This window comes from Streptomyces sp. B15 (assembly GCF_018070605.1).
Classification (GTDB): Bacteria; Actinomycetota; Actinomycetes; order Streptomycetales; family Streptomycetaceae; genus Streptomyces; species Streptomyces smyrnaeus.
This window is the reverse complement of the sequence record NZ_JAGPXJ010000031.1, coordinates 41,549-55,531: the sequence shown is the minus strand read 5'-3', so window position 1 is coordinate 55,531 and position 13,983 is coordinate 41,549. Positions and strand designations below refer to the sequence as shown.

At 70.2% G+C, this 13,983-nt stretch carries 12 protein-coding genes; 4 read left to right on the top strand and 8 right to left on the bottom strand.

Translation table 11 applies throughout. The features are described 5' to 3' along the window. Positions 1-380: 380 nt before the first annotated feature. The 3 genes from KBY19_RS16565 to KBY19_RS16555 form a co-directional block, all read right to left on the bottom strand. On the bottom strand, positions 381-641 hold the full coding sequence (locus KBY19_RS16565) for a hypothetical protein (protein ID WP_099880121.1): 261 nt from the start codon (positions 639-641) through the stop codon (positions 381-383). Positions 642-824: 183 nt separating this feature from the next. Beyond that, positions 825-1,028: a hypothetical protein gene (locus KBY19_RS16560; RefSeq protein WP_210966039.1), complete on the bottom strand. Its 204-nt coding sequence runs from the start codon at positions 1,026-1,028 to the stop codon at positions 825-827. 5 nt (positions 1,029-1,033) lie between these two features. Then, positions 1,034-1,618: a DUF5994 family protein gene (locus KBY19_RS16555; RefSeq protein ID WP_210966038.1), complete on the bottom strand. Its 585-nt coding sequence runs from the start codon at positions 1,616-1,618 to the stop codon at positions 1,034-1,036. Between the two features lie 346 nt (positions 1,619-1,964). Between KBY19_RS16555 and KBY19_RS16550 the strand changes: the two genes are divergently transcribed. Next, positions 1,965-2,537 (top strand): DUF5994 family protein, encoded by a 573-nt coding sequence (locus KBY19_RS16550; RefSeq protein ID WP_247691043.1) that lies wholly within the window; start codon positions 1,965-1,967, stop codon positions 2,535-2,537. A 314-nt stretch (positions 2,538-2,851) separates the two neighbouring features. On the opposite strand, the gene KBY19_RS16545 is transcribed toward KBY19_RS16550, so the two are convergent. After that, positions 2,852-4,096 (bottom strand): PP2C family protein-serine/threonine phosphatase, encoded by a 1,245-nt coding sequence (locus KBY19_RS16545; RefSeq protein ID WP_185016696.1) that lies wholly within the window; start codon positions 4,094-4,096, stop codon positions 2,852-2,854. A gap of 676 nt (positions 4,097-4,772) precedes the next feature. After that, on the bottom strand, positions 4,773-5,552 hold the full coding sequence (arsM, locus tag KBY19_RS16540; RefSeq protein WP_210966037.1) for an arsenite methyltransferase: 780 nt from the start codon (positions 5,550-5,552) through the stop codon (positions 4,773-4,775). A 287-nt stretch (positions 5,553-5,839) separates the two neighbouring features. Between arsM and KBY19_RS16535 the strand changes: the two genes are divergently transcribed. Then, positions 5,840-7,285: a glyceraldehyde-3-phosphate dehydrogenase gene (locus tag KBY19_RS16535; protein WP_185016694.1), complete on the top strand. Its 1,446-nt coding sequence runs from the start codon at positions 5,840-5,842 to the stop codon at positions 7,283-7,285. A gap of 137 nt (positions 7,286-7,422) precedes the next feature. Here KBY19_RS16535 and KBY19_RS16530 read toward each other — a convergent pair whose 3' ends face one another. Beyond that, positions 7,423-8,181: a hypothetical protein gene (locus tag KBY19_RS16530; protein ID WP_099880109.1), complete on the bottom strand. Its 759-nt coding sequence runs from the start codon at positions 8,179-8,181 to the stop codon at positions 7,423-7,425. A gap of 425 nt (positions 8,182-8,606) precedes the next feature. Between KBY19_RS16530 and KBY19_RS16525 the strand changes: the two genes are divergently transcribed. Continuing rightward, positions 8,607-10,829: an NADP-dependent isocitrate dehydrogenase gene (locus tag KBY19_RS16525; protein WP_185016693.1), complete on the top strand. Its 2,223-nt coding sequence runs from the start codon at positions 8,607-8,609 to the stop codon at positions 10,827-10,829. Between the two features lie 108 nt (positions 10,830-10,937). Here KBY19_RS16525 and KBY19_RS16520 read toward each other — a convergent pair whose 3' ends face one another. Continuing rightward, the gene (locus KBY19_RS16520) at positions 10,938-11,834 is read right to left on the bottom strand and encodes a DUF1206 domain-containing protein (RefSeq protein WP_210966036.1); all 897 of its coding nucleotides are present in this window, start codon (positions 11,832-11,834) and stop codon (positions 10,938-10,940) included. A gap of 109 nt (positions 11,835-11,943) precedes the next feature. Continuing rightward, complete coding sequence (locus tag KBY19_RS16515) at positions 11,944-13,260, bottom strand: DUF5685 family protein (RefSeq protein WP_210966035.1); 1,317 nt, start codon at positions 13,258-13,260, stop codon at positions 11,944-11,946. A gap of 153 nt (positions 13,261-13,413) precedes the next feature. Here KBY19_RS16515 and KBY19_RS16510 point away from each other — a divergent pair, with 153 nt between their 5' ends. Continuing rightward, the gene (locus KBY19_RS16510) at positions 13,414-13,785 is read left to right on the top strand and encodes a hypothetical protein (RefSeq protein ID WP_099880101.1); all 372 of its coding nucleotides are present in this window, start codon (positions 13,414-13,416) and stop codon (positions 13,783-13,785) included. Positions 13,786-13,983 lie beyond the last annotated feature (198 nt).

Sequence of the window (13,983 nt, the reverse complement as noted above, 5' to 3'; positions counted from 1 at the left end):
TCACCCAACGGAGCAGCCCCACACATCCGCCGCCGCGTGTCCTCGCTCTCGACCAGCCGGAAGAAGACGAACGCCCGAGCACCCCGCGCCGTCACATCGGCGATCCGTGTGCCCGGACGTAGTCCGCCGAGCAGAAGCTCGCCGACTGTCCGTACCTGCTCCTCGCAGGCCACCACGACACGCCTCCAACCACTCGCTCGACAAACCGGGCTGACACAACCACGACACGACGGTCGACACACCGGGAATCCCGGTATCCACCCACACGCATGCCCCCTCGCGCCGCACGTTCTCCTGAAACGCCTGAAACGCAGGTCGGCCCGGTTCTCTGCCGGGTGGTGCTCGACCGCGCAGTGCTGATCTGCGCCCGCTGTCCGGTGTCACTCGTCCGACTGCGTTCGGTTGTCGTCCGAGCCCTCGCTGGTCAGCAGCCAGGAGCGGGCGGGTTCGGCGGCACGGGTGGTGTCCACCGTGAGGTGGAGACGCGTGCCGCCCTCCTGGCCGACGGGGTAGCTGCGTTGCTCCGTGGAATCGAAGCAGCGGCGGAGAACCTCCGCCACCTGACGTGCCGTCTCCGGGGACGCCGCGACGATACGGACCTCGGCGTGTCCGGCCGAGGGCACGGGTTCTGCTGGTTTCATCGTTTCCCTTGTTCCTGCTGGCTGACACGGGAAGTCAGCGGCGTTCCTCCGGCTGACGTGAGGGCCGGAGGAACCGTGTGCTGTGTCGGGGCCGTGCGCGTCGGTGCAGCGCCCACGCCCTGGTGGACGCGTCCCGGCCGGACATGCCGTGATCAGGCGCGCCCTGGTCAGGAAGGGTAGGGGTCATTCGCGGTTTCCGTCGTGATGTCCGGCGGCGCTGTCGGCCGGTCGGCGGCGCTTCCGGCGTCGGCCGCCGCGCACCGGCAGGGCGGCGCTGTAGCGGAAGGCCGCGATCCGCTGGTCGTGCTGGGCGTTGAGCCGGTGGAGCAGCAGAACTCCCAGAGCGACCATCGCGATGATCACGGCAACGGTGACAAGAGCGTCCATTGCTCTCACCTCTCCAAGGTGGCGGAGGCCCGGAGCCCGGTCGAGTGCCCGAGCGGGGGCGCGGCCCCGCCCTCGGCGTCCCACTCCGCTGTCCGGCCCCGGTCCTCGGCGGCGTCGCGGATCCTGTGCTCGTCGTCCATCAGCATGCTGACGGTGAGGAGACTCCCCGGGACGGCTGCGGCGGACATCAGCCGGTCGGCGGAGGCCGCAGTGGTTTCCGGCGGGATCACCAGCAGATCCCAGCGTCCACGGTCGGCGGTGTAGGAGAGCAGTATCAGTTTGTGCGGGTCCTGCTCTTTACTGAACCAGCCGACGCCCACCGTGTGCCCGGCGACGGGCACCTTCCGCGGGATCACCGGCCAGTGCGTCGGATTCACCGTGACACGGGTGATCCTGCCCCAGCACACGTCCAGCCTGGCTGTCAGGGCGGGCAACTCGCGGAAGAGATCCCGGGACCGCGGCCACCAGGCGCCGTCGAGCAGTCCCGGAGGCGCGTTCGCGGGGGTCAGTGCCAGGCGGACCGGTGGCGGGGAGACGTGCTCATCACTGGTCGCGTGGTCGGTGGTCGTGGGGTCGGTGGTCGCGGTCATCGCGCGCGCCTGACTCCGGGCTCGTTTCTCCGAGCTCCGGCGTTGTTGCTCGCCGGGAGCGGCACCGGCACGGGAGCCGATGTGCGAAGTACTTCCGGTAGCTCCACACTACTCCGGTCCATGGGCCGGACCGGATGTCTCGCGGTCACCGATCTCTCGCGGCCACCGATCTCTCGCGGATGCGGCTGCACCCGGCCTTGCGGACGAGCCTGCGGCCCGGCAGCCGGGTACGGTGGAATTCCTGGAAGATTTCGCGGCGGCGACCCCAGCGGTTCTGTCCCAAGCTCAGAAGCTCGCAGGCCCACGGGCTGTCCGGCGAAGATGTCGAGCCCCGAGGGAACTCACCATGGCCGACTCCGACACCCCACACCCCCCGAGGCCCGGGCCGGACGGGCTCCACCATTCGGTGAAGCCCGGGACAGCGCTGCTGAGGCTGGAGACGACACGGCTTCGTGAGGGGATCCTCGACGGTGCATGGTGGCCGCGCTCTCATGACATCGCAGCCGAACTACCGCGTCTGATCACAGAGTTGAGTCGGCGTCTCGGGCCGATCACCCGGGTCGGTCTGGACGCCGGTGCGTGGGAGGAACTGCCGACACGACTGGTCATCGACGACCGGGTCGTACACCTCGACGCCTTCCCGGTCGGCGACGACACCGTCCTCATCACTCGGGGAGACCGGGATCATTTCTCCCTCCTGGTCGTTCCCCCGCAGGCGACGCCCGACGCGGCCCGCGCCGCGATGGCCCAGGCGGTGCGGGCCGACAACATCTCCGCGGCCGAGCAGATCCTCATCGACACCGGCACCAACCCCGCCCACCCGGACCCCGCAGAACCCGGTCGCGGGGAACAGCCGGACGGTGTGCAAGCGGACGGTGTCCCCATCGACGGTGACCAGGCGGACGGTGACTCGACCTGACGCCCCCCGCGGCTTTTGCCGGGGCCCTCTCGTCCGCCGGGGTTCCCCTCTCGTGGGTTTCCCCGAGCGCGGGTACGCCGCAGTGGAGGTCGCGCTGCGCGTCGTAGCTTCCGCTCCACGGGGTGTTCGCTCGCACCAGTGTCACCAGGGCGGCGCCCAGCGGGACCGCGCCGCTCACCGTCCCGTTCCGCAGGGCCCGGGCCACTTGTACGCGCTCCGGCCAGGGCAGCAGCCCGAGGGAGACCGAACGCTCACAACCGGAGCAGTACACGCGGAGTGGCACACGCGGAGTGGTACCTCAAGGGTGTCGACGGTCAGATGGCGACGGTGGCCAGGTGGTCCGCGGTGCCGCCTCGCCACTCGACGACGAAGAGGGTCGCGTCGTCACTGGTGGTGCCTCCACGTGCCCGCATCAGGGTGTGGGAGAGGACGCGTGCCGTCTCCTGCACGTCGTCGGTGAGGCTGCTGACGTGTTCGAGGATGTCGATCATGCGTTCTTCGCCGAACTGCTCTTCACCCGGTTTGTGTTCTTCGACGAGGCCGTCGCTGTAGAACACCACCCTGTCGCCCCGCTGGAGCTGGGTCGTACTGACCAGCGGGGCGGCGCCGCCGAAGCCGACGGGCAGCGTTCCCTCGTTCTCGAGGCGCCGGATGACTTTGTTGCCACGGATGAGCAGCGCTTCCGGGTGTCCGGCATTGACCCACTCCAGCCGGCCGGTCGCCACGTCCAGGCGCATCATCTGCGCCGTGACGAATTGGTCGGGTCCGAACTGCTGGTCGATGGCGGTGTCCATGAACGCGTACAGCTCCGCGAGCCCCACATCGGCGCGGCGGGCGTGGCGGTAGGCGCTCACCGCCACGGTCGCCAGCACGGAGGCGTTCAGACCGTGGCCCATCGCGTCGATGACGGCGAGGTGCAGCGTGTCGTCGTTGAGCGCGTAGTCGAGGCTGTCGCCCGCGACGTTGTAGGCGGGCTCCAGGGCTCCGGCCACGGCGACCTGCGGCGTGTTCATCGCCAGCGGCGGCAGCAGGGACCATTGGATCTCCGCGGCGACGCTCATGGATCCACGGCGCCGTGCCTGGGTGTACCGGTCCGTATAACTGTTCTTGGTGACCAGCATGTCGGCGACCAGTCCGGCCAGCCGGCGTGCCAGCCGGCGGTCGTCCTCCCCGACGCTGTCCAGCGTGAAGCCCATGACCCCGACCTCGTCGCTGCCGTCCAGGAGCGGCAGGTACATACGTACGCCGTCGGCCTGCTCGTCCTCGACAGCGGTCTTACGGACGAACGCCTCACCGGCCCGGGTGCCGTCGATGGGTATCGTCCTGCCGACCTCCAGCCCCCTGCCAGGGAGGTGCACCAGTTCGCGCTGCTCGTAGTCCTGAAGAAGGATCGAGACGCTCCGGCCACCGATCCTGCGCACTTCCTCCGCCACCAGTGGAGCGATGAGCTGGGGCGGCATCTCGTGGGCCCGGTCCAGCAACTGTCCCAGCAGTCGCTCACCGAACCCCTCGGACAGGTCCACCGCGGACCTGCCTTCGCCGTGCCTGGGTCCTGTCATCGGTACCTCGAACCTTTACCGAAGATCCCTACCCGGCCGTAGCCCCTGAGCTCCCCAGGTCTCCCGTCCCGGCATTGCACGCAGCTTCCGCCGCCACCCTCCAGCATCGCAGCGAACGCTTCCGTACGACACTCGAGCGGGTCGTCACCTCGGAGACGGTCCGGGCACGCGCATCCGCACGGTGGGCTGCTGGCCGTGCGCGGGGCGGCCGTGCGCGGGTGCGGGCGGCGAAGGCGACACCGTGCAGCGGGGCGTGGACCAGGTACGCCTCGTCCTCCAGCGGGATCGCGAAAATGTCCCGGGCTCCGTCGAAAGAATCGCTTCAGCCGCTCGTCGCCGGTCCTGTCGTCGCGCAACCGCATCGGACCGCAACTCACCGTGTTCTTCGGCCGACTCACGGATTGCCCACGAAAGCACCGGCGTTCCCCCACTGTGCGCCCACAGCGGCGTGCCCAGGCCGAACCGGCCGCCGGGCGACTGGCCGACAGGGCGACCTGCCGACGGTGTCACGGGCCTTCGGCTTCCGGGCGAGTGCCCCGACGTCCAGGCGAGCACGATTCACCCGGGATGGGAACGCCCAGGGACTGGAGGCCGCTGGACCCTGTGCTCTCCTCGTCCCGCCCTTCCCACCGTCACCTGGCGTTGCCGGGCGCGGCGCGACTCGCCGGGATCCGCGTCAGCGGGGGCTGGTTGCCGGCTCCGGTGCTGTGGCGGCCGGCTTCGTGGCGCGTACGACGGCGGAGTGCATGCCGTCGGCGACCTGGTGGGTCGGTGTGATGTCGATGGACGTGAACCCGGCCGCCTCGAGGCCCTGCCGGTATTCGGTGAACGAGAGGGCTCCGGCAATGCAGCCGACGTAGTCGCCTCGTTCGGCTCGCTGTTCGTGGCTCAGACGGTCCTCTGCGACGACGTCGGACACGCCGATGCGGCCGCCCGGGCGCAGGACGCGGAAGGCCTCGCTGAAGACGGCGGGCTTGTCTGTGGAGAGGTTGATGACGCAGTTGGAAATGATGACGTCGATGGTGTTCGCGGGGAGCGGGACGGCCTCGATGGTGCCCTTGAGGAACTCGACGTTGGTGGCGCCGGCCTTCTCCTTGTTGGCCAGCGCGAGGGCGAGCATCTCCTCGGTCATGTCGAGCCCGTACGCCTTGCCGGTGGGGCCGACACGGCGGGCCGAGAGGAGGACGTCGATGCCGCCGCCGCAGCCGAGGTCCAGGACGTGCTCGCCCTCGTGGAGCTCGGCGACAGCGGTGGGGTTGCCGCAGCCCAAAGATGCGGCGACCGCCTCGACGGGAAGGTCATCGCGCTGGTCGGGGGCGTAGAGAGCCCCACCGAAGGTGTCGTCGATCTCCACTGCCTCCGGGCCGCAGCACCCGGTGTTCCCCTCGGCAACCTGCACGGCTGCGGCGGCGTACCGCCGACGGACGGTCTCGCGCAGTGCGTTCGTCTCACTCATGGTGCGCTCCTCACGGGCAGGGCGGGTCAGGGCAGGGAACGGAAAGGCGGGTCGGGGGCCGGGGATCGGACCCGGGCGCCCTGTTTCGATGTCTCTGAATACAAGGCTGGACGCTGTATCGAAGGGTGTCAAGATAGAAGGATGTCGAATCAGGATTCCTGGTCGCCCCCGCCCGCCCGCGCCCCCCGCTCCGCGTGGCCACTCACGGGGCTGTTCGTATGGCCGTTCGTATGGCTCTCGAAGCGCGGGTTAGCATATGAGCACCGCCTAGCTCGAAAGATAAATCTGTGACTGTCAACGACGACGTGTTCACCAACTGGAAGCACCGCGAGGAAATCGCGGAGTCGATGATCCCGATCATCGGGAAGCTGCACCGGGAGCGGGACGTCACGGTCCTGCTGCACAGCCGCTCCCTGGTGAACAAGTCGGTGATCAGCATCCTCAAGGCCCACCGGTTCGCCCGGCAGATTGCCGGGGCGGAGCTGTCCGTCACCGAGACGCTGCCGTTCCTCCAGGCCCTCACCACGCTCGATCTCGGCCCCTCCCAGATCGACATCGGCATGCTCGCCGCGACATACAAGGCCGACGACCGCGGCCTGTCGGTGGAGGAGTTCACGGCGCAGGCCGTGGCCGGTGCGACGGGGGCCGACAAGATCGACCGCAGCGCGTCCCGGGATGTCGTGCTCTACGGTTTCGGCCGTATCGGCCGGCTCCTCGCCCGGCTGCTGATCGAGAAGGCCGGTTCCGGGAACGGACTGCGGCTGCGCGCCATCGTCGTCCGCAAGGGCGCCGGTCAGGATCTCGTCAAGCGTGCCTCACTGCTGCGCCGTGACTCGATCCACGGCCAGTTCCAGGGCACGATCACCGTCGACGAGGCGAACAGTACGATCGTCGCCAACGGCAACGAGATCAAGGTGATCTACTCCGACGATCCGACGACGGTGGACTACACCGCCTACGGCATCAAGGACGCCATCCTCATCGACAACACCGGCAGGTGGCGGGACCGCGAGGGGCTGTCCAAGCACCTGCGTCCCGGTGTGGACAAGGTGATCCTGACCGCGCCGGGCAAGGGTGACGTGCCCAATGTGGTGCACGGCGTCAACCACGACATGGTCAAGCCGGACGAGCGGATCATCTCCTGTGCGTCCTGCACCACCAATGCCATCGTCCCGCCGCTGAAGGCGATGGCGGACGAGTACGGTGTGCTGCGCGGCCATGTGGAGACCGTCCACTCGTTCACCAACGACCAGAACTTGCTGGACAATTACCACAAGTCGGACCGTCGTGGCCGCTCGGCGCCGCTCAACATGGTCATCACCGAGACCGGAGCGGCCTCCGCCGTCGCCAAGGCGCTGCCCGACCTCAAGGCGAAGATCACCGGCAGCTCGATCCGCGTGCCCGTGCCGGACGTCTCGATCGCCATTCTCAACCTGCAGCTCGCCCGCGAGACCACCCGCGAAGAGGTGCTCGACCACCTGCGGGACGTTTCCTTGACCTCGCCGCTCAAGCGACAGATCGACTTCATCAGCGCCCCCGACGCGGTCTCCAACGACTTCATCGGCTCGCGCCACGCCTCGATCGTCGACGCCGGCGCCACCAAGGTCGAGGGCGACAACGCGATCCTCTACCTGTGGTACGACAACGAGTTCGGCTACTCCTGCCAGGTCATCCGCGTCGTCCAGCACGTCTCCGGGGCGGAGTACCCGACCTTCCCGGCCCCGCTGGCCTGAGGAACCGACCGATCCCGCCGGGCCGACGGCTCGGCGGGATCGGCGCCGGTGCCCGTGCCGATGCGCGTACCGGCACTGGTGCCCGTGCGATTGCCTTCGCCGTGCCGTAGTCCGTCCGCAGCCGCAGTCCGTCGGCGTCAGGAAGGGCTCGGCTCCTGCTTGCCGAGCGGGAGCCCGTGCTCGTCCGCGAAGGCCCGTCGGCACAAGCCGTGGCAGAAGCCGTACAGGACCCCTTCGTGCACCAGGGTGAGAGGGCGGTCGTCGAGATCCACACTCATCCCGCAGATGGGATCGATCAGCTCGCGCTGCGACGGTGACGGCGACGGCTGCTGCGAAAGGTCCCTCTCCGCGTCGTCCTGCGCGGACTCGGGCTCGGGCGTGGGCTTCCGCGCGGCGTCCGGCGCAGGGCTCGCCGCCGGGCGGCCGGCGGTGGCGTCACGGTACGGACGGGAGACGAACTCCGTGAGGTCCAGGCTGCTCATGGCCTTTCCGTGGATGCCGATGCCGCCCTCCGAGATGCCGTCCACGAGGATCACGGCGTGCGGTTCGCGCCGCAGCCGCTCCGGGTCCCGCCCCGCACGGCGTTCGGTCTCGGCCAGCACATCCGTGACGATCTGCACGGTGTACTCGCTCATCTCCTTGCGCCATGAACCCGGAACGGTGACCCGTACCAGATAGCGCGGCGGGTCCGCGGGGTCCGCGGTCGGCCGTACCCCGAGTACCCAGGCGGTGGGCTCGTGCACAAGGACCTGTGTGATTGTGCGCTGGGCGTCGAGGATTTCGAGGGCGTGACTGTCGTCCTCGACCATGAGGGTGTCGATGAGCCGTTTCCCCAGCTCCTGCCGCTCCTCCTCACTCAAGGCGCCCTTGGGTGTGAAGACTTCGATCAGAAGCATGCCGTGCCCCTCCTGTCAGTCGGTTGCCAGATGCCGACCACGGTACGGGCGGGGGGTATGGGGAGCATCCATCGGAAGGAGGACCGGCGCGTTACCCCTCCGGGAGTAGCCGAACCATGGGCCTGCTGCGGTGGGGGGCCGGTGCCCGGCCCGGCTCGGTCCGGCCCGGCTCGCCGACCGAGTGCCGCCCGTAAGCCGGGCGAGCGTCGGTGCGGTCCCCGGAGTGCGGGTACTCGTGCCGCGCACCGGCCCCGGATCACGGCGCCCGGCCACCGCGTCCGCACGGGCGTCCCGCAAGCCGGAACGCGAGCGCGTCCCGCAAGCCGGAACGCGAGCGCGTCCCGCAAGCGCGGGCCGCTTTACCGTGAGGGCGCCCCACGGGATATCTTGATATCGAGACGATGTAGACGCGAAGCGGAGTAGCGGTGACTGACTCGACCATCATCTATACGCACACTGACGAGGCCCCGGCCCTGGCGACGTATTCGTTCCTGCCCGTGGTCGAGGCCTACGCCTCGACGGCCGGTGTCGCCGTCGAGAGCCGCGACATCTCCCTGGCCGGCCGGATCATCGCCAGCTTCCCCGAGCGCCTGGAGGAGAACCAGCGCGTCGAGGACGCCCTCGCGCAGCTCGGTGAGCTGGCCAAGACCCCGCAGGCCAACATCATCAAGCTGCCGAACATCTCGGCGTCCATCCCGCAGCTCAAGGCCGCCATCGCGGAGCTGCAGGAGAAGGGCTACGCGCTGCCGGACTACCCGGACGACCCGCAGACCGACGAGGAGCGGGAGGTGCGCGCCCGCTACGACAAGGTCAAGGGCAGCGCCGTCAACCCGGTCCTGCGCGAGGGCAACTCCGACCGCCGAGCCCCGGCCTCCGTCAAGAACTACGCCAGGAACAACCCGCACCGGATGGGCGAGTGGCGCGCCGATTCCAAGTCCAACGTCGCCCACATGACCCAGGACGACTTCCGCTCCACCGAGAAGTCCGTCGTACTGGCCGAGGACGGCGCGCTGCGGATCGAGCTGCACGGTGACGACGGCTCGACCACCGTGCTGCGCGAGTCGGTCCCGGTGCAGGCGGGCGAGGTCGTCGACGCCGCCGTCATGCGGGTGGCCGCGCTGCGCGAGTTCCTGTCCGCGCAGGTCGAGCGGGCCAAGGCGGAGGGTGTGCTGTTCTCGGTGCACCTCAAGGCGACGATGATGAAGGTGTCCGACCCGATCATCTTCGGTCACACGGTCCGCGCCTTCTTCCCGAAGACTTTCGCCACCTACGGCGACAAGCTCGCCGCGGCCGGTCTGACCCCGAACGACGGTCTGGGCGGCATCTTCAAGGGCCTGGAGTCGCTGCCTGAGGGCGACAAGATCAAGGCGTCCTTCGACGCCGAGCTGGCCCAGGGCCCGGACCTGGCGATGGTCGACTCGCACCGCGGTATCAGCAACCTGCACGTGCCCAGCGACGTCATCGTGGACGCCTCCATGCCCGCGATGATCCGTACCTCGGGTCACATGTGGAACAAGGACGACCAGGAGCAGGACGCTCTCGCGGTCATCCCCGACAGCAGCTACGCGGGCATCTACCAGGCCGTCATCGACGACTGCCGCGCCAACGGCGCCTTCGACCCGGCCACCATGGGCTCCGTGCCGAACGTCGGCCTGATGGCGCAGAAGGCCGAGGAGTACGGCAGCCACGACAAGACCTTCGAGATCCCGGCGACCGGCACGGTCCGCGTCCTGGACGGCGCGGGCGAGCTGGTGCTGGAGCAGGCCGTCGGCGAGGGCGACATCTTCCGGATGTGCCAGACCAAGGACGTGCCGATCCAGGACTGGGTCAAGCTGGCCGTCACCCGCGCCCGCGCCACCGGCGACCCGGCCGTCTTCTGGCTGGACGAGACCCGCGCCCACGACCGGAACCTGATCAGGAAGGTCCGCGAGTACCTGCCGCTGCACGACACCGAGGGTCTGCAGATCGAGATCATGTCCCCGGCCGACGCGATGAAGTTCTCCCTGGAGCGCATCCGCCGCGGCGAGAACACCATCTCCGTCACCGGCAACGTGCTGCGCGACTACCTCACCGACCTGTTCCCGATCATGGAGCTGGGCACCAGCGCCAAGATGCTCTCCGTGGTGCCGCTGATCAACGGCGGTGGGCTGTTCGAGACGGGCGCGGGCGGCTCGGCCCCCAAGCACGTGCAGCAGCTCGTCAAGGAGAACTATCTGCGCTGGGACAGCCTGGGCGAGTTCCTGGCGCTGGCCGTCAGCTTCGAGCACCTGGCGCACAAGGCGGGCAACCCGCGCGCCCAGATCCTCGCGGACACCCTCGACCGGGCCACGGGCACGCTGCTGAACGAGAACAAGTCGCCCAGCCGCAAGCTCGGCAGCATCGACAACCGCGGCAGCCACTTCTACCTCGCGCTGTACTGGGCGCAGGAGCTGGCGGAGCAGACGGAGGACACGCAGCTCGCGCAGGCGTTCTCCGGCTTCGCCAAGACGCTGGCCGAGCAGGAGCAGACGATCGTCGACGAACTGCTGGCCGTCCAGGGCTCGCCGGTCGACATCGGCGGCTACTACCAGCCTTCCCCCGAGAAGGCGGCGGCCGTGATGCGCCCGTCGAAGACCTTCAACGAGGCACTGGCTTCGCTGACGCGCTGACGCGCTGACGCGCCGGCTTCGCTGACGCGGCACTCCGCGTATGGAGGGGCCCGGGAGCGGTATCGACCTGTCGACCGCTCCCCGGCCCTGCTGCTTGTGCTTGCGGCTTCAGGTCCTGCGCCAGCGCGCCACCGCGAACGAGAAGACGCCGAAGAGAAGGAGCCCCGCCGCCACGGCCACCAGCAGCCACGGCCCCGCCGGGGTCCGGGTGAAGGAACGCAGCGTGTCGTCCAGCCCCTTGGCGCGCTCCGGGTCGTAGGTGAGCGCGGCGCGGGCGAGGAAGGCGCCGACGGTCGCGAACACCAGCCCGCGGGCGAGACCGCCCAGAACGCCGGTGACGTCGACGAACTTCCGCTGCCTCTCGGACAACCGACCCATCCTCAGCTGGTCGTGGTACTTGCGCAGCGCCGCACGGCAGGCCATCACCAGCCCGGCGACCACCACCGCACCGCCCCCGACACCGACCACCCACTGCCCGGCGGGCAGGCCGAGCAACTCGGCCGTCACGTCGCGCGACCGCCTGTCGGACGCGCCGCTGCCGCTGCCCTTGTCTCCGGCGGCGAAGGCCAGCACCGAATAGGCGACGCCTACGTAGAAGAGCCCGCGCGCCCCCGAAGCGAGTCGCTTGCGGGGCATGTGGCCGCCCGGCTCGGCGGCACCCCAGACCGCCTCGGAGAGCCGCCACAGCGCCATTCCGGCCAACGCCAGCCCCAGCGCCCACAGCATGAACGCGCCGAACGGACGCCCCGCCACCTCTCGCAGCGCCCCGCCGCGGTCGGCCTGCCCGCCACCTTGCTGCCCGTCGGCGAACGCGACCTGTACCGCCAGCGCGCCGACCAGCAGATAGCTGACCCCCCGCCCCAGGAACCCGGCCCGCGCCGCGCCGCTCAGCACCGGCCGAGCTGTTGCTCTGGCCCGGTCCGAAGCCCGCGCCCTGCCCGGTACCGCCCACCGCACCCTGCTCCCGCCGCCCCGTTTGCGGCCCTGCGGAACGGTCGTGTCCATCGCCCCTCCCCGGTCGCTCCTGCGAGCCGGGTGCCCCGGAACGGCCGGGGCACGCCTGGCGCGAGGAGCGCCGAGCCCCTGTCCGGCCCGCCGGCCGTCCGGGCTCGTGTCAGCAGTCGCAGCAGCCGCAGCTGCAGTCGCAGCCGTCGCAACTGCAGCAGTCGCAGCAGTCGCAGCAGTCCGAGCACAGGCCCTCGCGCTTCTTGCGGGACCAGGGGCCCTCGTACTCCGAGGCGCAGCACAGTTGGCAGGTGCAGCAGAGGCCGACGAAGGCCGCGCAGCCGGCGAGGAAGCCGCGTGGCGGGTGTTGGTTGGGGGGATGGGAACTGTGGCCGCCGGTGTTGTCGCCCCAGCCGCCACCGCCCTGGCCGCCGTCACCGTCGCCGGGTGGCAGCCGGCTGCCGCCCTCGCCCGCGTAGGGGTTCGCGGGGCCGTTGAGGCTTGGCGGGGCCTGCCCGTACGGAGGGCGGCCCTGCGGCGTCTGCCCGTACGGCTGCTGCTGGTAGGGGTTGCCGGACTGGTGCTGCTGGTGGGGGGTGCCGGAGGAGTGGGCGTCGGTGTGTGCGCAGGTTGTCGTGGTGAACGCGCGGTCCACGGCGCGCGGCAGCTCGTGCACCAGCAGGACGTGTGCCAGCCGCGGATCGGCGAAGTCGACGTCCCGCAGCGCCAGTCGGATGCCGCGGACCGCGTCGTCGCACAGCCGGCGGGTCTCGGCGCGGGAGGCGCCGGTGGCGGTGATGGGGTTCCAGGCGTTCTCGGCGGCGTCCGTGACCCGGTCCTCGACCGCGTCCAGCAGGTGTGCGAGGCGTCCGAACAGCCGTCCCACCTCGGCGAGCGGGGCCGCGTTGCCGGGCTTGCCCGCGAGCGTCGCGGTGTGCGCGAAGGCGGCTGCCGTCGCCGTCTCGGTGGGCTCGGTGACGGCCGTCAGCGGGGTTCCGAGGCCGGCGGCGCGCTCCACGTCGGTCTGCCGGTCCACGGCGTCGACCAGGGCGGACACCTCGAAGCCGAGCGTGTCGGCGGTGCGGGCACCGGCCCGGTCCCAGCCGGCGGCTATCCGGCGGGCGGCTGCCGCGACCGGACGCCGCCGCAGCAGGCCGTCCCGGTCGGCGATGTGGTCGCGTATCTTCGCCGAGGCCAGGACGAGGGACACCGAGGCCGCCAGCCGGGCTCCCTCGCCCTGTGCGACGGAGGCGGTACGCATCCCGCGCAGCGGGCACGGGCCCGCGGTGCGGCGCCGGGAGTCGGCCGTGCCGGTCTGGGCGTCGGTCAGTACGGAGACGAGCAGCCCGTCGTAGTTCGTCGCCACCCTGGCGAACTGGCCGTGGTCGCCCCGCAGTGCGAGGCAGAGCCCGCACAGATGCGCCATCCACTCGGTCCTGAGTCCCTCGGACAGCCGGTGCCTGCAGGGCCTGACGATTCCGAACACGAGCTCCCCCGTACATGACTCGACTGCTGACGTGCTCCGTGCAGTGCGGCGATGTTATCCACCGCCCAGGCCGGCACCGTCGGGGGCCCGTGAGGGCAGTGTGCGGGGCCTGTGAGAGGCAACGTGCCGGGGCTCTGCCGCGTCCTTGGGGGCATGGCTGCTGTCCTCGTTCTCGGCTTCGACCCGTACACGGTTCCGGACGTGGACGGGGACTCCCTGCTCGCGACCCTCGACCAGCAACTGGCCCGCCTCCGGGAGCAGTCCGTCGAGGTGTCCTTGGTCCAGGTCGCCGCCGACGACCCGGCCGGGTCCGAGTCCGTCTTCGTGGCCGCGCTGGGCGAGCGCGACTGGGACGTCGTGGTCATCGGCGGCGGTATCCGGGTGAAGGGCGAACTGACCTTCTTCGAGCAGGTCGTCAATCTGGTCCACCGGCACGCTCCCGGTGCCGCCATCGCCTTCAACGGCCGTATCGACGAGGTCGCCGAGGCCGTCCGGCGGTGGCTGCCCTCCTCGGCCGCTCCCTGAGGCGGGAGCGGACCCGCTCCCTGTGGGTGAGTGGGCACCCGGGCGCGGAAAACCCCGCGACGCGCTTCCGCCCCTCTGCTACGTTCCCTGCCATGCAGCAGCGCGCCGTACGCAGTGCCAGGACGACGACGCCGGATCCGGTCCCGGCGCGCTGATCGACGTATACCTGACGTATCACCGAAGCCCCGGGCCGAGCGC

Excerpts from the sequence above, each read along its gene's own strand:
- KBY19_RS16565 (WP_099880121.1), bottom strand. The coding sequence starts at position 641 with ATGAAACCAGCAGAACCCGTGCCCTCGGCCGGACACGCCGAGGTCCGT.
- KBY19_RS16560 (WP_210966039.1), bottom strand. The coding sequence starts at position 1,028 with ATGGACGCTCTTGTCACCGTTGCCGTGATCATCGCGATGGTCGCTCTG.
- KBY19_RS16555 (WP_210966038.1), bottom strand. The coding sequence starts at position 1,618 with ATGACCGCGACCACCGACCCCACGACCACCGACCACGCGACCAGTGAT.
- KBY19_RS16550 (WP_247691043.1), top strand. The coding sequence starts at position 1,965 with ATGGCCGACTCCGACACCCCACACCCCCCGAGGCCCGGGCCGGACGGG.
- KBY19_RS16545 (WP_185016696.1), bottom strand. The coding sequence starts at position 4,096 with ATGACAGGACCCAGGCACGGCGAAGGCAGGTCCGCGGTGGACCTGTCC.
- arsM (WP_210966037.1), bottom strand. The coding sequence starts at position 5,552 with ATGAGTGAGACGAACGCACTGCGCGAGACCGTCCGTCGGCGGTACGCC.
- KBY19_RS16530 (WP_099880109.1), bottom strand. The coding sequence starts at position 8,181 with ATGCTTCTGATCGAAGTCTTCACACCCAAGGGCGCCTTGAGTGAGGAG.
- KBY19_RS16520 (WP_210966036.1), bottom strand. The coding sequence starts at position 11,834 with ATGGACACGACCGTTCCGCAGGGCCGCAAACGGGGCGGCGGGAGCAGG.
- KBY19_RS16510 (WP_099880101.1), top strand. The coding sequence starts at position 13,414 with ATGGCTGCTGTCCTCGTTCTCGGCTTCGACCCGTACACGGTTCCGGAC.